The organism is Candidatus Pyrohabitans sp. (genome assembly GCF_054014795.1).
This window is the reverse complement of sequence record NZ_JBPMGE010000032.1, coordinates 1-19974: the sequence shown is the minus strand read 5'-3', so window position 1 is coordinate 19974 and position 19974 is coordinate 1. Positions and strand designations below refer to the sequence as shown.

Genomic DNA, 19974 nt, shown 5'->3' with positions numbered 1-19974 from the left:
CCTCTCAAACTCCCTGTACGTCCTCATGGCAATCTTCTCACCTATCCTCTTTCCGAGCAGGAAGGACGCCAGAAACCACTTTGCAATCTCCTCCCCTTTGCAGGTCCTCAGGTTTATGCCGAGCTCTTCTGAGTAGGGTCTCACCCTCCTCTCAAGGAATTCCCTCAGTCTCACCCTTATACTCCCCCACTACAGGTATCTCCTCCCCGCAGCCCGGGCACCTTTTATCTTTGATGTCATACCTCCATATCCTGTAGTTTCTCCTTCCTATAAGGAGCCTGCCACAGCCCGGGCAGAAGGTATTCTCATACCTGTGCCCCGGGACATTGCCTATGTAGGGATAGAGTATCCCCTCTTCCCTTGCCATCTCATACGCCCTCTCCAGGGTTTCCAGTTTTGTACTGGGATTTTTGAACCTGTATGCAGGGAAATACCTGGTGAAGTGGATGGGCGTCTCAGGTCCCAGCGCCCCGAGGTGTCTGTCTATAATCCAGCGTATACACTCCTCATCGTCGTTTACATCGGTGATGATAAGGTTTACCATCTCAACGTGTATGCCCAGCCTCTTTGCATATTCGGCATTCCTCCAGACCACCTCCACATCCACGCCCTTGCAGTACTCTGTGTACACCTCCCTATCACCCTTTATATCGATGTTTATTCCATCCATACCCGCCCTGTGGAGCAGAGTCAGCGCTTCCCTGGTGAGATAGCCGTTTGAAACATAGCAGTTGTACAGCCCCCTCCGCCTGGCGAGGGGGAAGACATCCAGAGAGTACTCAAAGAGCAGAGTGGGTTCCTGAAAGCTGACGCATAACCCTGCGTCGCCATACCTCAGAGCCATCTCAACCATCTTCTCCGGAGGAATATAATTCGCCCTCTCAGGCTCAGGCTTGACCTGAGAAAGGTGCCAGTTCTGACACCAGGGGCAGCGGAAGTTGCATCCCCAGGTGGAAAATGTCAGGGCAGTTGAGCCCGGATAAAAGTGGTAAAAGGGCTTGATCTCTATGGGTCTGCTCTCCAAGGCACTTATATCTCCATACACCAGAGTGCAGAGTTTCCCTGAGATATTCTCCCTGCTGTTGCAGAAGCCCCTCTTCCCCGCCGGTATCAGGCAGCGCCTCTCACATACCAGGCACCTTACCTTCTTGCCAGCGGTTTCATACAGGGGGCTCTCCTTTATCGTGGGTTGGTTGGACATGTCCCGGACCGCCTGCTTAGCAATTTTCTCCAATCCTAGCATGTCAGGTGCAGCGCCGCCGCCGTTTTCTTTCCCCTGTATTTCCTGTTAAATGTATCACAGGCATCTCTGGTGAGCTGCACCACAACATCTATGCCCTTCTTTTTCAGGTTATCAATCAGCACCCCCGGTATCTTCATTCTGCCGGAGTGGCCAGTGCCGAAAACAATTACCTCAGGTTCCTCTCCAAGAATAATCTCCAGGTCCTCCGGGCAAACCTCATGCCCCCTTTTTCGCCACCATGGGAGTACAGTTTCACCCGGGGTTATTACCACATCGCTCCTGTACTCCTTCCCATTGACCACAATCCTCCCGAAGCTGTAGGAGCTTATCACAGGACCAACCCCACAGTACCTGTAAATAAAAACATCTTTGACATATAAAAATATGCAGGAGCTTCAGAATTCACCGCTACATTTTTAAATCTGGTTTCGGCTTATGAACAATAAATAATAAATATGCGCCAAACCACATAAAAAGCGATATAACCTGCTGGAAGTGTTTTGGCATAAAGGGGACAGGGTGCTGAAAGAATGAAGGATAAAATTGCATTCACAAGAAGGGTTATGGTGGTGGATGATGAGCCAGATATTTTGATACTCTATGAGCGTATATTTAAAAAATATGGTTTTGAGTTCTACGGAGCCAGAAGCGGAGAGGAGGCTATTGAACGTCTCCAGTCCTGCAGGCCATACCTGATTCTAATGGACATAATGATGCCGGGCATGGACGGCTTTGAAACCTGCAGGTATATAAAGACAAAAATGGAGCCCGAAAATGTGCCCTTTATCTACCTTTTCTCCAACAAGGTCTCCACAGATGAGATAAATAAAGCTATAAAATACTCCAATGCCGACGGCTTTCTGCCAAAAACCATGGAGTTTAAGGAACTGATAGAGTTCATTGAAAACCTCTTCCAGGCAGGACAAAAAAATGAGCCCTTTAAAACGGTGAGTGATTGTTTGTAGGGTACCGCAAAACCACATCTTTAGGTTCTAACTTCCTTTATAGCTGAAAATTGATAATCATCCGCTTATAGTTATTTTTGACGAAAGCCCCCGGAGACTACAAAGCGCCGGTCCAAATCCCAATTTTGATAGATTAGGGGAAGTGGTGGGTTTTTCCCTACTTTTCCCGTTGTCACTAATCACCAAATTGCTTTAGAATATTGTATCAGTATGTCGAAGTTATCTATATAAGAGTTCGGAACTTTTTTAAAGAGCGGTGGAGGCAGCAAAATTATGGTGATATTATCAATGTTAGGTTTTAGGCTGGGTGTATGAAGAAACCCAGATATATAATCTCTGACCCTGAAATCTGCCATGGGAAGCCCGTTTTTAAGGGCACCAGAGTTCTTGTTTCAGATGTCCTTGAGCTGCTCGCCGCCGGAAAGGATGTGGAGGAGGTCCTGCAGGAGTATCCTCAGCTCAATGAGGAGATGGTAAGGGAAGCCTTAGAGTATGCTGCAATGCTGGTGAAGAGGGAGCATGTCATTGAAGTTTCTGCTTGATGAGAACATCCCCAGCTCTGTGTTTAATTTTCTGAAGGAAAGGAAATACGATGCATTTTATGTTCCAAAGGGTGCCAAAGATAGGGATGTTGCCGAACTCGCAAAAAGGGAAAAAGCTGTGCTGGTTACGAGAGACTACGATTTTGCAAATATACTGCTCTACCCACCTCAGGAGTTCCACGGCATAATAATACTGAAGGTCCACCCTCCAGTGGCAGAGAAACTGATAAGCTCTATGAAAAGTGTGCTTAAGGCAGAGGAAGATTTCAGAGGTAAGGTCTTTGTTGTGCTGGAGGACAGGATTAGAGTTTTAGAGTAGTTTCCGAATTTGAAATGTTAAGGCAAGCCCCCGGGGGGATTTGAACCCCCGACCTGCTGATTACAAGTCAGCCGCTCTGGCCAGCTGAGCTACGGAGGCATCACCTGAATTTAAAAAGCAAACATTACAAACTATTTCTGAATCATCTATTCTGGGCAGGGAGCTCCACAGTTATCTCGGCGATGAGCCTCTGAGCAGGGTTGCGGAGAAGCGCAACAAAGTCACGGGGAAGCTCGCGAGCAGAGTGGCTTGCGCCCACCATCAAAGTTCTCCCGCAGGTGAAGGTGCTCTTCCTCACCACCATCTCCCTCGCGTCGGTGAAGCTCAGCCTCTCGTGGCCGCGCCCGCGTATCACCACCTCTCTATTCCCCGCTCTAAGCACAAGCGTTATCACCGCATTGCTGTGCCTTGCCAGACGCTTGAAGCGCTCCGGGAAGTCCACCAGTGCCTTATCTGCCCCCACGCCTATGATGCAGTCTCCCCTCGGCGAGAGCTCCTCATCCCTTGTAATCTCAAGGGTGGTGCGGTGCTCTGCTCGAATGTTCTCGTGGCCCCTTGCAAACACTATAACTTTTTCAATCATTAGCCTCTAATTAAAAGCAGAAGAATAAAACCTTGGTGGTTGAATGTACTACTACTGCGAAGCATGCGGCAGAGATACGGAGCACGAGGTGGTAAAACAGCGCGGCAGCGAGTTTCTTGTGAAGTGCAGCGCATGTGGCCTTGTTCACCTCACCATAGAAAAACCCCGCCTGAAGGAAGTAAGTGTGATAATAAGCAGATATGAGAAGAGTGAGCGGAAGATGATACTCTTTCCAGAAGAAGATGAGGTTGGCGTGGGCGACGAGGTGGAGGTGGGCGGAGAACCCGCCCGGGTTACTGCGATAAACACAGAGGACGGGAGGAAGGTTGAGAAGGCAAAGCTCAGCGATGTCAAAACCCTCTGGTGCATCTCCCTCGCCATGCCGGTGAAGGTGAAGTATTCGCTGCACTTCCGCGGCATAACCACCACAGGCGAGATTTACACAACCCGGGATAGGGTCTTCAGCATCGGCGAGGTTGTGGTCACACCTGAGGAAACCTTCACCATAGAGAAGATAAAGACAAAGGCCAGGATGCTCAAGCGCGGCTCTGCCCGTGCGGAGGAGATAGTGAGAATCTATGGCAGGAAAAAACTACGAAGATAGACGCCGGGAGATGGTGGAGAGGCTTGTGAGCTACGGTTACCTGAAGAGCGAGAGGGTAATCAATGCAATGCTGCGCGTGCCAAGACACGAGTTCGTGCCGGAGGACAGGGTTGAGTACGCCTACCACGACGAGCCGCTGCCTATAGGTGAGGGTCAGACAATAAGTGCGCCCCACATGATAGCAATAATGTGCGAAGCCCTGGAGATTGAGCGGGAGCACAGGGTTCTTGAGGTGGGCACAGGCTCCGGGTACCACGCCTGCATAGTGAGCATTATCGCAGACAGGGGTGAGGTATACTCAGTGGAGAGGTACAGAAGACTGGCAGAGGAGGCAAGGAAGAACATAGCCCGCGCAGGATGCTGCGGCAGGATTACCATCGTTGTCGGTGACGGTACGAAAGGTTATGAGGAAAAAGCGCCCTACGACAGAATCTACGTCACCGCCGGTGCGCCCCGCGTTCCACCGCCCCTGCTCAAGCAGCTCAAGGTGGGTGGAAAGCTCCTGATACCCGTGGGCTCCAGGCTCAACCAGGATTTGGTAAGAATAACCCGGGTGGGTGAAGAAGAGTACATGGAGGAGAGCCTGGGAGGGTGCGTCTTTGTTCCGCTGGTGGGGGAGTACGGGTGGCACTAATCTGTGCAGCACTCGCCTTTAGGGATGGGATTGCCGTGGGGACATAGCCTGGGATGTCCCAGCTTTATGCACACCGCATCTGCTATCGCCGGGCTTATGTGGTGCTCCAGGGCGCATGCATGCTCATGAACCTCACTGTCCAGCTTCATCCCCAGAATCTCAGTCAGCAAAAGCTCCGCCAGGCGGTGGCTTCGTATAATCTGCCTTGCAAGCTGCTCACCCTTCTCTGTAAGACGTATCCCAACCCGGGGCTCGTAGTCCACCATGCCGAGCCTTTCCATCTTCTTCAGCATCTCCACAGCACTCGGCGGTGCTATCTTGAGCCTCTCGGCGATTTCATTTATCTTTGCGTGCTCCCTGCCCCTCTCCTTCAGGAGCACCCACAGCACCTCCAGATACTCCTCCATGCTCTCAGAAATCATGCTACCATCCTCTTAACATATATCTGCCGCGCAACCTCCTCGTCTATTGCAAGGTCCGTCTCCCCTATCCTTATAACGAAGGTGGGCTTCTTCTGGTGAAGCTTCAGTATGCTGCCCGGGATTATCCCCAGGCTGCCTAGGCGGTCAAGGGTGACATGGCTCCGCGGAGCTATGAACACTATCTTCGCCTGCATCCCCACCTCAAGCTCAGGCAGGGGCAGCACCAGGGGCGATAGTTCTCTCCTGAACTTTGCACAGCACTCCCCCCGGGGTATCGGCTTGCCGTGGGGGCAGGTGGGGGGATGTCCCAGAAAGGTGCACACGCTGTCGGTAACCTCAGGGCTCAGGAGGTGCTCAAACTCGCATGCGTGGGTTTCAACCTCACCCTCGCTCACCTCAAACACATCGCTGAGCAGGCGCTCCGCCAGACGGTGCCTCCTGACTATCTCCCGTGCAATCGCCTCGCCCTCGGCTGTCAGCCTTATTTCGTCATCTCCTATGGAGATAAGCCCACGCTCCACCATGTGGTCCAGCACCTGTCCTGCATCCTCCTCCTTTGTAAATTCAAGCAAATCTGAGACAGAGGTTCTATCTTCCTCCTTGAGGGTCCATATCTCCTCCAGAAGCTCTTCAACGCGCTTCCTGTAGCGGCGACGATGTCTACTTTCCATCTCCTCTCCTCCATATCCTCTTTATCAGCCTTAATATTTTTGATTCTCCGACAATGTGATAGCCACACCTGGGGCAGCACTTCATGGAGCAGTCTCTGGAATGCATCGGGCAGGCTGCGCATGCCTCACTTGCCTCCTCAAACTCATAGCCGCAGAGAGGGCACCTCACAGGCTCACCTCGAAGTGGCGGAGCAGGAAGTTGACCACGGCACCCACGAAGAAGGCAAAGGGAAAGATGAAGCTGACTATCGCGAGAGCCACGCGCAGACCGCGCTCCTTGATTATTATAAGAAAGTTGGCTATGCACGGAACAAAGAGGGTTATGGTCACGAGAGCCACGACTATCTGCACAGGTGAGAGCATACCCGCCTGGGCGAGGGCAAACAAACCGGCCGCGCCATAGTCGCGGCGCAGAAAGCCCACGATGAAGGCGTCAGTAGCCTCGGTGGGAAGCCCGAGCATACTCACCACCACCGGCGAGGCCATGTCCCTTATCACCGCCAGAGCTCCAAGCTTGTCGAGGGTGAAGAGTAGCAGCGTACCCAAGATGAAAAGGGGCACAGCCTCTCTAATGTACCACTCCATCCTCGCAAGAGTTTTTGCCGCGATGTTACCTATTTGAGGCACGCGGAGAGGGGGTATTTCAAGTATGAAATCTGTGCTCTCGCCCTTAACCACGCGTGCCGCCAGAAAGCCCACAAAGAGCATCACCAGCACCACAACACCCACCCAGATTAGAACCGCCTTCGCAGACAGGGTAGCCAGCATCCCCAGGATGACACCCAGCTGAGCAGAGCAGGGTACCGCCAGGGCGAGCAGAAGCGTTGCAATTATACGCTCCCTTCTGGTCTCAAGGATACGCGTTGTGAGTGTTGCCATGGTATCGCACCCCAGACCGAGAATCATGGGCAGCACCGCCTTGCCGTTAAGGCCTATAACCTTGAAAATCCTGTTGGTCATTATCGCCAGCCTGGGCAGGTAGCCCGAGTCCTCCAGAATGCCGAAGGCTATGAAGAAGGTGCCCACTATGGGGAGGATTATCGCTATCGCATAGGTTAGAGCCATTGTAATTATGCCGTACTCGCCCACGAGCATATCCCTGAAGAAGGCCACAGGAACCGTAGCATTCACCATGCGCTCCGCCAGAGGGTTTATGTACTCTCCGAACAGCACCTCCTCAAAGAAGTCCACCAGCGTGCCAGCGCCGAATACGCCGACGAACTCGTACATCGCAATAAGCACCAGGACGAGGAAGGGTATTCCATATACAGGGTGCATCGTAAGCGTGCCCAGCCTGTTGAGCATTGAGCTGCGCCTTGTCTCCTGCCTCCTGACCACCTCAGAAACAATCTCGTCCACAACGCGGAGGCGGCTGCGGTTTATTGCATAGTGCACACTTCCACCCACCCTGCGCAGCGCTGCACTGCGAATCTTTTCTATCGCAGCTATCCTCTCCATGGGAAGCGAGGCATGAAGCCAGGGGGCAAGGCTCTCATCTCCAGCAAGGAGCATCGCAGCGAGGGCGCGTCTCTCAAGCCTGGCCTCCGGCAGAAGTGAGGCGATTCTCTCTAGAGCATCCTCTATCTCGGGGGAGTACCTGAAGGAGTAGGTAGAGCGCCTTGCCCTGCCTATGCTCTTAACAAGTTCTCCCATGCCCTTCCTCTGCGTCGCTATGGTCGAAACCACAGGTACACCAAAGATCTCGCTCAGCTTTGCCCTGTCTATGCTTATTCCCCTGCTCCTCGCCTCGTCCTCCATGTTGAGCACAATCACAAAGGGCAGGCCCATCTCTGCGAGCTGAAGGGTTATCAGCAGGCCCCGGCGCAGGTTCTTGGAGTCTATCACCTGCACCACAGCACTTAGGTCCTCGTTGAGCAGTATGTCCCGGGTTACACGCTCATCCTCACTCATTGGTATGAGGTCATTCACACCCGGGGTGTCTATGATAAGGCATTCCCTGTCAAAGCTTGCGCTGCCCTGAGATATCTCAACCGTCGTGCCGGGGTAGTTGCTCACAGTCACATACTTGCCTGTGAGAAAACCAAAGATTACACTCTTGCCCACATTGGGGTTCCCCACAAGCGCCACCTTTCGCGAAGCCTTCGCAATACTCTTGCTCTCATGGCAGTGCATGCTATCACCAATTAGGTCAGCCTAATTTATGTGCATAACATTTACAAAAATTCCAAAAAAGTTAATGACGCGGGACCTCAGGGATTATCAAAGGAGGGGTATGCAACGTCTAAAGCCCAGGAGACGGCTCTCGGGAGACGAAGTGAAAAGGAGTCTGAACAACCTCATCTACGACGGGGTATGCTCCCAGGCGATGGGTGTGCTTGCAGGCGGGCCTATTCTCGCAGCCTATGCCCTCGCCCTGGGCGCTGACAACTCCTACATAGGCCTGATAGCAGCCCTCACATTCTTTGCAGAATTTGTGCAGCTGCCGGCAATTTACCTGGTGGAGAGGCTGAAGAAGCGCAAGTACATCGTCGTGGTCTTCTCCCTCGCCTCGAGGCTTTTTATTGCACTCATAGCAGCACTGCCGTTGCTGCACCTCGACCCCCTCGCAGCGCTGCTCCTATTTCTGGCGTTGCATTACCTCTTGGCCAAGGTTTCCAACACTGCATGGAACTCCTGGATGCGCGACCTTGTGCCGATTGAGATAAGGGGGATGTTCTATGCACGCAGGATGAGGCTCAGCCTTGCACTCTCCGCCACCCTCGCAATAGCCGCAGGCTTCTTCCTGGACCGCATGGGGACTGTGCACGCCTACTCCGCCGTCTTTCTGCTCGCCTTTCTCCTTGGCGTTCTCTCAACCTTCTTCGTCTCCCGCATAGAGGAGCCCATGATGTACAGCGGCAGGTTCTCCCTAAGGGTGATCCTCGAGCCCTTTACAGAGGGAAACTTCCGCAACCTGGTGTACTTTGTCGCCCTGTGGAGCCTCGCCTCAAACATGGTTCTTCCCTTCCTCGCAGTCTACATGTTCAAGGTGCTCAACCTTAGTGTCGCCGTGGTGATGATTCTGAACGTTGTAAGCCAGCTCACAAGCATATACTTCCTTCGCTTCCTGGGCGAGATAAGCGACGCCTACGGCAACAAGCCCCTGCTGGCGATAGCTGGCGGCGTATTCTCAATAAGCATATTTCTGTGGACCTTCTCCACCATGCCGGAGAGGCACATGCTCACCCTTCCGCTGATCTTTGTACTCCACATCTTCCTGGGCTTTGCGGTGGCGAGCACAAACCTCTGCTCTGCGAATATCGCCGCTAAGCTCTCCCCACCGGAGAGGGCTACGAGCTACCTGGCAACCCTCGCCCTGGTGACGGCACTCTTCTCAGGCCTGGGGGCGCTGATCTCCGGCAGGATGCTGGACTTCTTTGTGGAGCGCAGGCTGTCGCTTGTGATAGAGTGGTTCGAGCCAGAGCGTGAGGTCAGCGCGGCGGTGATGGACTTCACAGGCTACGACTTCCACTTTCTCATAGCCTTCTTCATAACCCTCTTTGCCCTCCACCGCCTTGCCTTTGTGCGCGAGGCCGGAGAGGCACCCACCCACGTGGTCAGGAATGAGCTCATGAGTATGGTGCGCCGGGACCTCAGGGGAATAACCACTGTTGGCGGGGTGCACCTGCTCAGCCCGCGCATCATCTACGCCCCACTTCTAATCTACACAAAGAGAATCAGAAAAAGACGGAAGTACTATGGGGGGTAAGAAAAAGACGGCAGTTAGGAAGGTTTATGCCCAGCTGCCATCTTATTAGGATAGGTTACCCGCGCATGCATATATAAACGTTCCGAGTAGAAAATTTAACCATATTGCACGAAATCATTCGATACCCCAACCTTATGGCACCTGTGCGGCACCCTTCGCAGAGGTGGTTTAGATTTATTAACGAGAGCGGGGTAAGAAAGGGTGATGAAGGCAGGCATAATACTCCTCCTCAGCTACGCCTCGGCGATGATGAGCGCCATCTTCATGCCCAACTACTCCCAGGCTCTGGGAGCGAACAGCTTTGAGGTGGGTGTGATAGGCACGGCCTACGGCATAGCCATCTTCATCTCCTCCTATCTCTTCGGCAGGGCCTCGGATATGCGGGACAGGAAGGGCTTTGTACTCCTGGGATTAATTCTCGCGGCCATCGCATATGCGATGCAGATATTCGCCTTCGACGCCACCTCGCTAATGCTGATCCGCGCCTTCGTCGGCTTCACCATGGGGATATTTACCCCGCCTTTAATCGCCTACACCTACGACGCAGGGGAGAAGCTCGGCAGCCTGGCAGCCTTCGGCTCCCTGGGATGGGCTTTCGGCAGTCTGCTCGCGGGCGTCGCCGCAGGTGCAGGGGAGGTTTACCTGCCGGAAAATCTGCTCATGCCCTACTGGCTGGTGTTTGCTCTATCCACCATCTTCTTCATCGCCTCCTTCTTTATAGCCCTTACCCTTCCCAGGGTGAAAACCACAAGCATCGAAGTGCCCCTGTTCCCTCTGAATTTAATAAAAAGAAACTACCACATCTACCTCCCAAACCTGCTGCGCCACCTGGGTGCATTTGCAATATGGATAATCTTCCCCCTCTACCTGGCGCAGCTCGGGGCAGGCAAGCTGTGGATAGGTATTATATACTTCGCCAACGCCTTCGCCCAGTTCTTCATAATGCGCAGGCTGAACTACAGCTCCCCAGCGAGGCTTGTGGACCTAGGGCTTGTGCTGAGCATGGTGGTGTTCTTCTCCTACACCCTGGCCACGGGCTACGTAGCGGTGCTGCCTATTCAGATTTTCCTCGCCCTCTCCTACTCACTGCTCTACGTGGGCTCGCTGCGCTACCTGGCAGAGAACAACCCTGAGACAGCGACAAGTGTCGGCTTGCTTGGCTCCTTCATAAGCATATCCATGGCCGCCGGTCCCTTCCTAGGCGGCGCCATCTCCCAGGCCTACGGCTACCATGCCACCATGTACTTCGCCTCGGCACTCACAGGCATCGCCCTCCTGATAAAGATGAGCAGGAGGGCCTAGCATGAGCCTTGTTCCCCTTGCCGCAGGTGTTGTGCTCTTCGCCGCCAACTACCTCCTCCTCAGCCTGCTCTTCTCGGCCTTCCCGGAGCTTTTGGTGCACACCTTCCCGGCTGAGCCCTGGTGGGCAGGCATAAATCCGCTCCTGATCAACCTGTACGTGGGGATAGCCGCACCTGTGCTGGAGGAACTTGTTTTTCGCGGGTTTATTCTGGGAAGGCTTCGGAGGAGACTCGGCTCCAGCAATGCGCTGCTGATTTCAAGCCTCGCCTTCGGAGCATACCACCTCCTCTTCGGCTGGGGATGGTTCAAGGCGGTTGACATGACCCTCGTGGGCATGGTTTTCGGCGCTGTCTACCTGCGCTACCGCCTTGCCGGGAGCATAGCCACGCACATAACAAACAACCTCCTCAGCATCCTTGCAACCCTGGCGCTAGCTTAGTATGAACCTTAGCTTTATCGCTTTGTAGGGGCACTCCTCCACACACGCCCAGCAAAGGGAACACTCGTGCAGGTCTCTGCCGTGAGCCACATCCAGGCGCATTTCACACACGCGGTTGCAGCGCTCGCAGGTTGTGCACTCCTCACCGATGCGGAGGCGAAAGACTGCAAGCTTTCCAAGCAGGCTGAACCACGCCCCAACGGGGCACAGGGATGTGCAGAAGACCCTGCCGTAGGCGAGGCTGCTGAGCACTATGAGGGAGAGCCCGCCCAGTGCAATGTACTTGCCCACCTGCAGACTCAGAAAGGATGTGCCGTAGATTGCGAGGTCATAAACCAGAAGTGCCACCAAAGCGAGCACCGCATACTTAAGGCGCTTATCAAGGCGGGACCTTCTCCTGCACAGGGGAGCAAGGAAATTAAAAATCGCAGCAAGAGGGCAGAGCCAGCCGCAGAATACCCTGCCCAGGCTCAGGCCAAGAAAAATACTCACCAGGAGGATTATCTGGACCTCCTTGGAGTAAACCCGGAAAAAGGCATCGCCGGCTTTCAGAAAATCGCTGAAGTAGTGCCCAAAGGCGGCAAAGCCGTCGGTTATGTACATGACGCTTACCACAAGCACAAAGGTTAAAAACAGCCGCCTTGCATCCTGTATCATGGGCTTCGCCTTTTATATTGTTAACCTTGGATTAGGATGGGATATCTCCCAATGCTTACAAGTTAAAAATAAGTGGTAATCATGCTTCCCGATGTACAGACAAGAGCACCTGAGATAAGGATGCCCCTCACGCGAGCTGGCGTGAACAATGTGCGCAAGCTTATCCGGGTCAAACGCGACCAGGGTAAACGCGACATTGTGCTTCTTGCAAGCTTTGAGTGCTACGTGGACCTCCCCCGGTTCCAGAAGGGTACGCACATGTCAAGAAATCTCGAGGCGATAAATGAGATTATAGAGATAGCCTCCGAGAAGCCTGTTTACAAGCTGGAAGAGCTTTGCAGTGAGGTTGTGCGGGAGGTGCTTCGCAGGCACAGCTACGCCAAGGTAAGCGAGGTTTCAATGGAGAGCAGACTGATGGTTAACCGGCGCTCACCCCTCGGAAGGTCGACGCAGGACTTTGTGAAGCTCATCGCAAGGGCAGCAGCAGAGCGAAACACCGAGGTTAAGGTAACCAAGGAGGTCGGGGCTGAGATTCAGGGTACAATATTCCACTTCGCGGGCGAGGGGAAAGGCAGGCTGTGCACCCAGCGCGCTACCGCCAGGCTCAGCATCTCCACCCGCGGTGAGGAGTACATACGCATCGAGGACATCCTGGACATCCTGGAGGCGTCTGTAAGCGCAAAGGCCTACGGTGCGCTGAGCAGGGAGGAGGAAGAACTGGTGCTCTCTAGGGCATGTGCCTCGCCGCGCTCCCCCCGCGAGGTTGTGGCTGCGATTCTGCAGGGTGTTAGGGAGAGGTTTCCGGAGCTCGGTGAGGATGCGCGCATACTTGCCCAGTGCACCGCCCACGAGCCCCTCTTCACCTTCCGCAGCATTGCGAGAGTCAGGCTGAGTTTTGGAGAGCTGAAAAAGGGTTTTGAATGGGTTTAGCTGTAATCTTCGCCTCGGGCAGGCGCAGCCTCAAGCTGTGGGTTTACTCAAAGGAGAGGCGCATCTTTGAGGGTGAGATAAAGCTGAGGCGGGGGCGGATATTTCGTCTGCTTTCACCCGCACTGGAGAATCCTCTGCCCCGCAGAGCGCTGGTAAAGTTTCTGCGCCCGCTGGAGGTTGTTGTTCCTGGAGGCTCTGAGCCTTTCGTGGGGAGAGCCCTGAGTGAGGAGGGGATAACCTTCAGGGAGGCTGAGATGTGCATGCCCTGCCTGCACAGGGGCAGGCTGAGCTTCTTGGGCGATGGCTATATTCTCCTCCACGGCAGGCGCTCCTGCACAGAATGTGCAGCGGAGGAGCTCAGGAGGGAGCTGAGCTTCCGGGGCTACTCCCGCAAAACCTTCAGGAGATTCCTGAAGCTTCTCCTCCGCTACCGCGATTTTGACAGGGTGCTTAAAATTCTGGACGCAAGGGTAGACCCCACGAGGGAGGAGCTGAGCCTCTACGATGTTGTGGAAGCCGAAGCTGGAGAAGGGCGGAGTGTGGCTGAGCTTGATATTAACCCGGAGTTTAAGAGGCTCCTGCTCAAGCGGGGCATCACCAGACTGATGCCTGTGCAGGAGGCGGCTCTGGAGAGCGGTCTGCTTGCCGGGGAGAGCCTCCTTGTGGTGAGTGCCACCGCCTCGGGCAAGACGCTTATAGGCGAACTCGCTGGCGTGGAGAGCGCCCTCCGGGGTAAGCGCTTCCTCTTCCTGGTGCCTCTGGTTGCAATAGCCAACCAGAAGTACCAGGACTTTAAGATTTACCGGGAGCTCGGCTTACGAGTGGCGATACGCGTGGGGATGAGCAGGGTGAGGGACAGAGAGGAGCTCGTTGTAGCGGACAGCGACCTGAGCAGGGCGAGTATAATTGTGGGAACCTACGAGGGTATGGATGTGCTGCTCAGACGCGGGCGCAGGCGGGAGCTTGGAGAGGTGGGCGTTGTGGTTATAGACGAGCTCCACATGCTGGGCGAGGCGCAGAGGGGGGCGGAGATAGACGGGCTCATTGCAAGGCTTCGCAGAGCCTTTCCGGAGGCACAGTTTATCTGCCTCTCCGCAACAGTGGGCAACGCCCCCCAGATTGCAGAACACTACTCCCTCAAGCCCGTGATTTACACCTCGCGCCCTGTACCCCTGGAAAGGCATCTCATCTTCCTGCGGAGCGAGGCCGAGAAGAGGAGTGCAATAGCAAAGCTGATCAAGAGGGAGAGCGCAGAAGTTTCCTCCAGGGGGTTCAGGGGGCAGACGATAGTCTTTACCAACTCCCGCTTCAAGTCGGCCAGCCTGGCAGGTTTCCTCAGGAACCGGGGGATTCGAGCCCAGAGCTACCACGCTGGCTTGACCTATGCGCGGAGAAAGCGGATAGAGCAGGCCTTTATGCACGGCGAGCTGGAGGGCATAGTGACCACCGCTGCGCTGGGTGCTGGTGTGGATTTTCCTGCCTCGCAGGTGGTCTTTGAGACGCTGAGTATGGGCAACCGCTGGCTGAGTGTGGCGGAGTTTCACCAGATGCTCGGCCGTGCAGGCAGACCAGGCTACCACGACCGCGGCAGGGTGGTGCTCCTCGTCGAGCTGGGCAGAAGGCATCTCTTCTCCAGCAGGGAGAGTGAGGAGGAGGTGGCCTTCAGGCTGCTCAATGGAAGTATTGAGGGCGTGGAGGTGAACGCTGAGGAAGAGGAGATTATGGAGCAGGTGCTCGCCAACCTGTGCACCTTCCCTGCCCATGCCGCCGCAGAGGCGAGCGAGGGGATGCTTTGCTATGGGGGCGAGTTCAGACACTGGGTTGAGAAGCTTGAGGAGCTTGGCTTGGTAAGCGGGGGCAAACCCACGAAGCTCGGAAGAATTGCGGCTTCGCATTTTCTGCTTCCAGGCGAGGCCAGGATGATGGCCGAGAATGCCGCCACTCCGCCTCTGGAGCTTCTCGCAAGGCTTCTGCCCTTTACCAACGCCTATGTTTCACCTGCGCTAAAGTCCAGGCTTGAGGAGAGCTACCGCACGAGGGTGAGCGCAAAGTACTTCGACGCCGTGGGCATTATCTTCGAGGAGCCGAAGCAGGAGTTCCAGGAGGTGCTGAATCTGGTAAAGGACGAGTTTCTCGCCTGCGAGTGCAGGGCTTTCCCCTACTGTGACCACCCCACCGAGGAACTGGCAAAGAAGGTGGTGCTCCTCAGGAAGGCGGGCAAGAATTCAAAGGACATCGCCAGAATGCTTGGAGCCTGCAAGATGCTCGTCTACTCGGGGGATGTGTTCAACTGGCTGGAGAGCGCCGTGAGAAAGCTGGAGGCTATGGAGAGGGTATACCTGCTTATGGGCGAGAGGGGCAATGCGAAGCTGGCGAGGGAGCTTAGGCTTGGTGTGGAGATGCCGAAGGGTGTTTAACTTCTTAATCTGCCAACATGCAAAGCAGCTTTATCCCGCGCAGCAATCGGACCAACGGATGGGCTCCTCCACATCGACACTTTCAGAGTTCAGTTCCCCCAGCTTTTCTGCAACCATGGCCGCATCATCGGCATCCAGTATATTTTCTCTAAGCCGCCTCCTAAGCCCTGCCCTGGCGAACATCCCCCTTACAGTAGGTTCCTCCGCAGCATCTAACAATCTACTCAATACCTTCGGGTGGCGTTCAAATTCCCTCGTGAACTTCGCCGCTGCTTCCACGCACCAGGGTTCGGGTTCACCCGTGCCCCTCTCCATCGGAGTACCAGGCAGTGGCTGGAAAGGAACAAAACGTACAGCATCCGCACCGAGCTCTACTGCGGCATCCACACAGCCCCGTCGTATCTCCTCAGTCTCGCCCGGTAGACCTACGATGAATGAAGCCACTGTGTAGATACCTGCATCCCGAAGCGCTGCAAATGCCCGTTGGTGCTGCTCAAAAGTTATGGGTTTCCGGATGCTCTGTGCAAGCTTAGGAGCCACTGTTTCAACACCAATGGTGGCGCGCAGAAAATGGGCTTTAGCGAGGGCCGGGACAAGTGCTGGATGCCGCAACAGATCATCCGAACGGGCTGAAAACAGGAAAAACAGGGGTAAGGGTTCATTCTGAAGTAGCTCACAGATCCGTAGGGCACGTTCCGGACTTGCCGTGAAATTGTCATCGGTAATCTCTATGATTGCTGCCCTGTGCCTAACAACCAGATGCCTCACATCCCTTGCAACGAGTTCCGGGGAACGTGCCCGCCACATACGGCCATGAAATCTGGTGGCTGCACAAAAGGTGCACCCATGCGGACATCCCCGGCTGGTTTCGAGAAGAGCAACGCCATTTGGCGGGGAACCCGTCAGGTCACGTGCTGGCTCAGGCAGGTTGTCAAGGGGCTGTATAAGCGGACGTGGAGGCGTCTTCAACAGACTTCCATTCCGGAGCAGAAACAGACCCCGCACGTACTCTGAAACGCCACGGAGGAGCACCTCCCGGAAGGTCAACTCTCCCTCACCGTATACAACGGCGTCGGCTCCCCTCTCAAGAAGCGCCTTGGGGGACATAGTAGCACCATGACCTCCAGCGATCAATACCCCCTTAAAACCAGCAGACCTGAGCGCATTTAGAAAAACCGCCGCTGGACCGATAGAGGCCAGCCCCATCGTAGTAACACCCACAAGTTCCGGCTTGGTTTTCAACACTTCCCTAACAGCATCGACAATAGTAAGGTTTGTGGCATCTAATATCTTCACTTCTGCGATATCCCTCACTGCCGCTGCCAGAACAGCCAAGCTGAAGCTACCAAAATTCAGCTTTGAGTGCTCCGGAGGTTTGACCAGTGTAACACGCATATATCATTACTCCTCCAGCTGCACGCCCAGCAGTTCGAGTAATCTATGGGGCTCCTCCTGCAAAATAGACGCCAGCCAGATGGCCGCCTCTGATTCCGAGCGAACCATCGAGCAGTAATCAGGCGAGGGGGAACCGTTCGACTGCCCCAGCAACTCTGCACAGGCAAAACATGGCCCCCCACATAGTGGAGCAGCCCAGCACTCCCTGCATGCCGTTCGCTGCTGGTATGGCCGTCCAGGACCATCGACGAACCACTGTATCCGTTCAGGGTCGGGACCGGAATCGAGGCCCCCCAATTGGTAATGCCTAAGTCCGACAAACCTAAAGCAGGGGTATAATGTCCCATCTGACCCGATTGCAAGGAAGTTGCGGCCTGCCCCACACGGCACCCTAGTATTGCCGTAGCCCAGCGCCCTCTGCAACCGCTTCTGGAATCGGATGTGGGTAGGGACATCTTCGCCCCTCGCAATCCGCTGCACATAGTCAAATATGAAGCGCCGATAGGCTACCAGGTCATCTTCGCAGAGGGTAAGGTGTGAAGAATGGGGTGCCGCCACTGGCACCAGCTCAATCCTCTTCACCCCCATAGCCGCAATGTCATAGAAAACCTGCCGGGGATCCGTTCCACGGCAGATGACGGAGGTAGTGCTGAAACGTTCAGGGATTTCCATGGACAAAGTTCGTACAGCCCTCTCTATCCTCCTAAATGTGCCTCTCCCCTCTCTGTCCACGCGATAGCGATCATGAATCTCAGCCCCTCCATCTATGCTTATCTTCACATTCCAACCCTCATCGATGAGCCAGCGAATAATGGTACCAGTGAGCCGGGTTCCATTCGTGGTTAAGTAGAGGGCGAGAGGACGTCTCTGGCTTTGAGCCAATTTCCTAGCCCTGCGGCCGATTTCCCGCACAGCTTGAGGATGCAGAAGGGCCTCCCCACTGCCCAGATGAAGAGAAACCCCTGTTCCTCTGGGGGACCACTCAAAAATGGCATCAACAGCATGGTGCAGGACATGCCTGGGCATCGCTGGTCGGGATGGTAACGTGGCAGCCTCAGCACAGTATACGCACCGGAGATTGCAGCACCCAGAGACATCAAGCGCCATAGATGTAATCTTCAGAGAAGATACATCCTTCGGCAAAGGGGGTGGCGAAACACTTAGTGGATCAAAGGTAACTTCCCTGCCTAAAAGCCTGAACACATGCTGCTTATTCTGTTCTCTCATCATCTGCTCCTTCTCCATATAGGGGCACACCAGCCAGAAGAAGTAAATCCTCAGGTCTCTCGCGGAAGGCTCCATAGATAGCCAGAGCCAGCTCGCAGTTTGCACGTATCATTTCACATTCATCCTCACCGCAGACCGAGAGCATCGCAGGACAGCCCCCACCACACAGCGGCAGCGCCCAGCAGTTGTAGCATTCGTCACGGGGGCCATGGTTCTCTGCCCACACACGCCCACGTTCCACCCAGTTACTGCCCGGTTCGTTGATATTGCCCAGTGATACCCCTTCCTCTCCGGCCAGCAGTGCGCATGGAAGGACTGTCCCGTCTCCAGCAAGTCCGAAGACCCAGCGACCTGCCCCGCAGAAGGCTATCCTCCTAGTACCGCGAAGCAGCTGAAGTACGCGATGGTTGAAACGGTCGTCCATGGGGACTTGCCCTCGACGCAAGCTGTCGATTACCTCATCGGCTATCTCTCTCAGATGCTTAAAGTACTCCTGACGCTCCTCGTCCCTCAATGCAAGTGGATGCCCTGATGGCAGCCGGACAGCCTGCGCCTTAATAGCATCCACCGGCAGAGTTTTGAGGTACGCGCATGCTTCCCGTAATGACCAGCCCCTGCGAACGACGCTTGAGCCACGCACAAATAGACGTGGTCCAGCTCTAAGGCGCTGCAGAAACTTGAGAACTCTGGCATGTGTGGGCTTTCCAGAAGCGGTACGGCGGACAGCATCGTGGATATGGGCTGGGCCGTCGATACTCAAGATAACATTGAAGCGGCCCTTCTGTAAGACAGAAAGGGCCTCTTCGCTGCATATTGTACCGTTTGTCGTGATTGCAAAGACAAAGCGGGAGTCAGGCATCGAGGCTGCGGCATCCACAGCTGCTCGAATTGCCGGAAGGTTAAGTAATGGTTCACCACCATAGAAGTGGATGCAAAATTCGCGAGCCCAAGGCAGCGCCTCAGGTAGCACCTCTACGAGCCTCTTGGCCAGATGTTGAGAGAGTCTGCGTACACGTTCCTCCCCGTACCTAAATCTGCCTTGGTTGACAAAACAGTATCGGCAGGCAAGATTGCATTCTTGGGTGGCATTCACAAGGATTTCCACTCGGTCACTGGGCGGGTGCACTTCAGCAGGGCATCGATGAGAGGTGGATAAAAGCTCCTTTCGGGATAGGTTGTTGACTATCTCCAGAGTACGGGGCAGCTCCCATCCCAGAAGAGAACCCACCTCCTGGGCTTGTTGAACCTTACTGTAAGCTCTTATGAACGCAGCCTCATCCGATTCAAGCGTAACGAGGCGAACTGCAACAGGGTCAAATGCAAAGACGGTACCATGGTGTTCGAAGATATGCACGTTAGTGTTGATGGGTTTCTCACGCGATACCACAGGGGCCACCATTCGCGCACAGAAGCTCATCGGCCAAGGCCCCTATCTGGGCTTCGATTCCTTTGACCGCTGCTAGCACGAATGCAATTTCCTTTATCTTCTCCCTACTGAGCTCCCTTACGCCCAGCGCCGAGGCTGGGTCTTTCTCCAATTGCCTACGGAAGGCTGGATCAGTCAGGGCCCTGTAGATTAGCTCCCGGTTTTTTCTCCTTCTCCCCGTAGATCTGCCCTTCCCTGAGAGTTTTTTCATATTTCCCACCTCCTTTTGGCTGTACTAAAAGCCAATTAGTACATTGCTAACAGCAGATATTATGCGAGTTAGTTATATAAACTTTGTGATTTTAAAGAGGATTATCGGATGCCTGATGAACTCCTCTGGATTGTACATATGCAACTTCACAGACGGGCGATGAAAATCCTCATCACTGGCAAACCAGGGTGCGGAAAAACCACCCTTCTGGCAAGAGTGGCCGAGCAACTCGGCAGCAGAGCAGGGGGAATGCTCACCAGAGAGATAAGAGAAGGCCG

23 protein-coding genes and 1 tRNA gene are annotated in these 19974 nt (G+C 54.6%); 11 read left to right on the top strand and 13 right to left on the bottom strand.

Annotated features, from left to right (window positions below; all coding sequences use genetic code 11):
- Positions 1-151: 151 nt before the first annotated feature.
- Together amrS and ACXJJW_RS03870 are read right to left on the bottom strand one after the other, a co-directional pair.
- Positions 152-1243: an AmmeMemoRadiSam system radical SAM enzyme gene (gene amrS / locus ACXJJW_RS03875; protein ID WP_456474416.1), complete on the bottom strand. Its 1092-nt coding sequence runs from the start codon at positions 1241-1243 to the stop codon at positions 152-154.
- Positions 1237-1575, bottom strand: coding sequence for an Mth938-like domain-containing protein (locus ACXJJW_RS03870; protein WP_456474415.1), 339 nt, complete (start codon positions 1573-1575; stop codon positions 1237-1239). Before ACXJJW_RS03870 ends, amrS begins: the two co-directional genes overlap by 7 nt.
- A 198-nt stretch (positions 1576-1773) precedes the next feature.
- Here ACXJJW_RS03870 and ACXJJW_RS03865 point away from each other — a divergent pair, with 198 nt between their 5' ends.
- The 3 genes from ACXJJW_RS03865 to ACXJJW_RS03855 all read left to right on the top strand — a co-directional run bounded on the left by ACXJJW_RS03865 (position 1774) and on the right by ACXJJW_RS03855 (position 3069).
- On the top strand, positions 1774-2208 hold the full coding sequence (locus ACXJJW_RS03865; protein ID WP_456474414.1) for a response regulator: 435 nt from the start codon (positions 1774-1776) through the stop codon (positions 2206-2208).
- Positions 2209-2519: 311 nt separating this feature from the next.
- Positions 2520-2750: a DUF433 domain-containing protein gene (locus ACXJJW_RS03860; protein ID WP_456474413.1), complete on the top strand. Its 231-nt coding sequence runs from the start codon at positions 2520-2522 to the stop codon at positions 2748-2750.
- Positions 2728-3069, top strand: a complete 342-nt coding sequence (locus ACXJJW_RS03855; RefSeq protein WP_456474412.1) for a DUF5615 family PIN-like protein — start codon at positions 2728-2730, stop codon at positions 3067-3069. The genes ACXJJW_RS03860 and ACXJJW_RS03855 overlap by 23 nt, the downstream gene beginning before the upstream one ends.
- A gap of 25 nt (positions 3070-3094) precedes the next feature.
- Here the strand turns inward: ACXJJW_RS03855 and ACXJJW_RS03850 are convergent.
- Positions 3095-3168, bottom strand: a tRNA-Thr gene (locus ACXJJW_RS03850).
- A 43-nt stretch (positions 3169-3211) separates the two neighbouring features.
- Positions 3212-3652, bottom strand: a complete 441-nt coding sequence (locus ACXJJW_RS03845) for a DUF371 domain-containing protein (RefSeq protein WP_456474411.1) — start codon at positions 3650-3652, stop codon at positions 3212-3214.
- 43 nt (positions 3653-3695) lie between these two features.
- Here ACXJJW_RS03845 and ACXJJW_RS03840 point away from each other — a divergent pair, with 43 nt between their 5' ends.
- Both ACXJJW_RS03840 and ACXJJW_RS03835 read left to right on the top strand, forming a co-directional pair.
- Positions 3696-4256 (top strand): HVO_0476 family zinc finger protein, encoded by a 561-nt coding sequence (locus ACXJJW_RS03840; RefSeq protein ID WP_456474410.1) that lies wholly within the window; start codon positions 3696-3698, stop codon positions 4254-4256.
- Positions 4231-4890 carry a protein-L-isoaspartate(D-aspartate) O-methyltransferase gene (locus tag ACXJJW_RS03835; protein WP_456474409.1) on the top strand — a complete coding sequence of 220 codons (660 nt, stop codon included), beginning with the start codon at positions 4231-4233 and terminating at the stop codon, positions 4888-4890. Before ACXJJW_RS03840 ends, ACXJJW_RS03835 begins: the two co-directional genes overlap by 26 nt.
- Here ACXJJW_RS03835 and ACXJJW_RS03830 read toward each other — a convergent pair.
- Genes ACXJJW_RS03830 through feoB form a run of 4 tightly spaced genes read right to left on the bottom strand, consistent with a single transcriptional unit; the run spans position 4887 to position 8116 of the window.
- On the bottom strand, positions 4887-5312 hold the full coding sequence (locus ACXJJW_RS03830; protein ID WP_456474408.1) for a metal-dependent transcriptional regulator: 426 nt from the start codon (positions 5310-5312) through the stop codon (positions 4887-4889). The two genes, ACXJJW_RS03835 and ACXJJW_RS03830, sit on opposite strands and share 4 nt — an antisense overlap.
- Positions 5309-5983 (bottom strand): metal-dependent transcriptional regulator, encoded by a 675-nt coding sequence (locus tag ACXJJW_RS03825; protein ID WP_456474407.1) that lies wholly within the window; start codon positions 5981-5983, stop codon positions 5309-5311. The genes ACXJJW_RS03830 and ACXJJW_RS03825 overlap by 4 nt, the downstream gene beginning before the upstream one ends.
- Positions 5973-6152, bottom strand: coding sequence for a hypothetical protein (locus tag ACXJJW_RS03820; RefSeq protein WP_456474406.1), 180 nt, complete (start codon positions 6150-6152; stop codon positions 5973-5975). The genes ACXJJW_RS03825 and ACXJJW_RS03820 overlap by 11 nt, the downstream gene beginning before the upstream one ends.
- Positions 6149-8116, bottom strand: coding sequence for a ferrous iron transport protein B (feoB, locus tag ACXJJW_RS03815; RefSeq protein WP_456474405.1), 1968 nt, complete (start codon positions 8114-8116; stop codon positions 6149-6151). Before feoB ends, ACXJJW_RS03820 begins: the two co-directional genes overlap by 4 nt.
- Positions 8117-8216: 100 nt before the next feature.
- Between feoB and ACXJJW_RS03810 the strand changes: the two genes are divergently transcribed.
- The 3 genes from ACXJJW_RS03810 (at position 8217) to ACXJJW_RS03800 (ending at position 11433) form a co-directional block, all read left to right on the top strand.
- Positions 8217-9692 (top strand): MFS transporter, encoded by a 1476-nt coding sequence (locus ACXJJW_RS03810; protein WP_456474404.1) that lies wholly within the window; start codon positions 8217-8219, stop codon positions 9690-9692.
- 204 nt (positions 9693-9896) lie between these two features.
- Complete coding sequence (locus tag ACXJJW_RS03805; protein WP_456474403.1) at positions 9897-10994, top strand: MFS transporter; 1098 nt, start codon at positions 9897-9899, stop codon at positions 10992-10994.
- Position 10995: 1 nt separating this feature from the next.
- Positions 10996-11433 (top strand): CPBP family intramembrane glutamic endopeptidase, encoded by a 438-nt coding sequence (locus ACXJJW_RS03800; RefSeq protein ID WP_456474402.1) that lies wholly within the window; start codon positions 10996-10998, stop codon positions 11431-11433.
- Here ACXJJW_RS03800 and ACXJJW_RS03795 read toward each other — a convergent pair.
- Entirely contained in the window at positions 11425-12090 is a 666-nt protein-coding gene (locus ACXJJW_RS03795) for a 4Fe-4S binding protein (protein ID WP_456474401.1), read from the bottom strand. The two genes, ACXJJW_RS03800 and ACXJJW_RS03795, sit on opposite strands and share 9 nt — an antisense overlap.
- An 81-nt stretch (positions 12091-12171) precedes the next feature.
- Here ACXJJW_RS03795 and ACXJJW_RS03790 point away from each other — a divergent pair, with 81 nt between their 5' ends.
- Positions 12172-13020, top strand: a complete 849-nt coding sequence (locus ACXJJW_RS03790) for a GTP cyclohydrolase, FolE2/MptA family (RefSeq protein WP_456474400.1) — start codon at positions 12172-12174, stop codon at positions 13018-13020.
- Positions 13011-15437, top strand: coding sequence for a DEAD/DEAH box helicase (locus ACXJJW_RS03785; protein WP_456474399.1), 2427 nt, complete (start codon positions 13011-13013; stop codon positions 15435-15437). The genes ACXJJW_RS03790 and ACXJJW_RS03785 overlap by 10 nt, the downstream gene beginning before the upstream one ends.
- 30 nt (positions 15438-15467) lie before the next feature.
- Here ACXJJW_RS03785 and ACXJJW_RS03780 read toward each other — a convergent pair whose 3' ends face one another.
- The 4 genes from ACXJJW_RS03780 to ACXJJW_RS03765 all read right to left on the bottom strand — a co-directional run bounded on the left by ACXJJW_RS03780 (position 15468) and on the right by ACXJJW_RS03765 (position 19696).
- The gene (locus ACXJJW_RS03780) at positions 15468-16832 is read right to left on the bottom strand and encodes a B12-binding domain-containing radical SAM protein (RefSeq protein WP_456474398.1); all 1365 of its coding nucleotides are present in this window, start codon (positions 16830-16832) and stop codon (positions 15468-15470) included.
- Positions 16833-16838: 6 nt separating this feature from the next.
- Positions 16839-18077, bottom strand: coding sequence for a radical SAM protein (locus ACXJJW_RS03775; RefSeq protein ID WP_456474397.1), 1239 nt, complete (start codon positions 18075-18077; stop codon positions 16839-16841).
- Positions 18043-19287, bottom strand: coding sequence for a radical SAM protein (locus ACXJJW_RS03770; protein WP_456474396.1), 1245 nt, complete (start codon positions 19285-19287; stop codon positions 18043-18045). The genes ACXJJW_RS03775 and ACXJJW_RS03770 overlap by 35 nt, the downstream gene beginning before the upstream one ends.
- A 145-nt stretch (positions 19288-19432) precedes the next feature.
- Positions 19433-19696, bottom strand: a complete 264-nt coding sequence (locus ACXJJW_RS03765) for a hypothetical protein (RefSeq protein WP_456474395.1) — start codon at positions 19694-19696, stop codon at positions 19433-19435.
- Between the two features lie 159 nt (positions 19697-19855).
- On the opposite strand from ACXJJW_RS03765, the gene ACXJJW_RS03760 reads away from it, so the two are divergent.
- The coding region (locus ACXJJW_RS03760) for a nucleoside-triphosphatase (RefSeq protein WP_456474417.1) at positions 19856-19974 on the top strand (119 nt) is incomplete at its 3' end.

Coding starts and splice junctions, on each gene's coding strand:
- amrS (WP_456474416.1), bottom strand. CDS start 1,243: ATGCTAGGATTGGAGAAAATTGCTAAGCAGGCGGTCCGGGACATGTCC.
- ACXJJW_RS03865 (WP_456474414.1), top strand. CDS start 1,774: ATGAAGGATAAAATTGCATTCACAAGAAGGGTTATGGTGGTGGATGAT.
- ACXJJW_RS03860 (WP_456474413.1), top strand. CDS start 2,520: ATGAAGAAACCCAGATATATAATCTCTGACCCTGAAATCTGCCATGGG.
- ACXJJW_RS03855 (WP_456474412.1), top strand. CDS start 2,728: ATGTCATTGAAGTTTCTGCTTGATGAGAACATCCCCAGCTCTGTGTTT.
- ACXJJW_RS03845 (WP_456474411.1), bottom strand. CDS start 3,652: ATGATTGAAAAAGTTATAGTGTTTGCAAGGGGCCACGAGAACATTCGA.
- ACXJJW_RS03840 (WP_456474410.1), top strand. CDS start 3,696: ATGTACTACTACTGCGAAGCATGCGGCAGAGATACGGAGCACGAGGTG.
- ACXJJW_RS03835 (WP_456474409.1), top strand. CDS start 4,231: ATGGCAGGAAAAAACTACGAAGATAGACGCCGGGAGATGGTGGAGAGG.
- ACXJJW_RS03830 (WP_456474408.1), bottom strand. CDS start 5,312: ATGATTTCTGAGAGCATGGAGGAGTATCTGGAGGTGCTGTGGGTGCTC.
- ACXJJW_RS03825 (WP_456474407.1), bottom strand. CDS start 5,983: ATGGAAAGTAGACATCGTCGCCGCTACAGGAAGCGCGTTGAAGAGCTT.
- feoB (WP_456474405.1), bottom strand. CDS start 8,116: ATGCACTGCCATGAGAGCAAGAGTATTGCGAAGGCTTCGCGAAAGGTG.
- ACXJJW_RS03810 (WP_456474404.1), top strand. CDS start 8,217: ATGCAACGTCTAAAGCCCAGGAGACGGCTCTCGGGAGACGAAGTGAAA.
- ACXJJW_RS03805 (WP_456474403.1), top strand. CDS start 9,897: ATGAAGGCAGGCATAATACTCCTCCTCAGCTACGCCTCGGCGATGATG.
- ACXJJW_RS03800 (WP_456474402.1), top strand. CDS start 10,996: ATGAGCCTTGTTCCCCTTGCCGCAGGTGTTGTGCTCTTCGCCGCCAAC.
- ACXJJW_RS03795 (WP_456474401.1), bottom strand. CDS start 12,090: ATGATACAGGATGCAAGGCGGCTGTTTTTAACCTTTGTGCTTGTGGTA.
- ACXJJW_RS03790 (WP_456474400.1), top strand. CDS start 12,172: ATGCTTCCCGATGTACAGACAAGAGCACCTGAGATAAGGATGCCCCTC.
- ACXJJW_RS03785 (WP_456474399.1), top strand. CDS start 13,011: ATGGGTTTAGCTGTAATCTTCGCCTCGGGCAGGCGCAGCCTCAAGCTG.
- ACXJJW_RS03780 (WP_456474398.1), bottom strand. CDS start 16,832: ATGCGTGTTACACTGGTCAAACCTCCGGAGCACTCAAAGCTGAATTTT.
- ACXJJW_RS03775 (WP_456474397.1), bottom strand. CDS start 18,077: ATGGAGAAGGAGCAGATGATGAGAGAACAGAATAAGCAGCATGTGTTC.
- ACXJJW_RS03765 (WP_456474395.1), bottom strand. CDS start 19,696: ATGAAAAAACTCTCAGGGAAGGGCAGATCTACGGGGAGAAGGAGAAAA.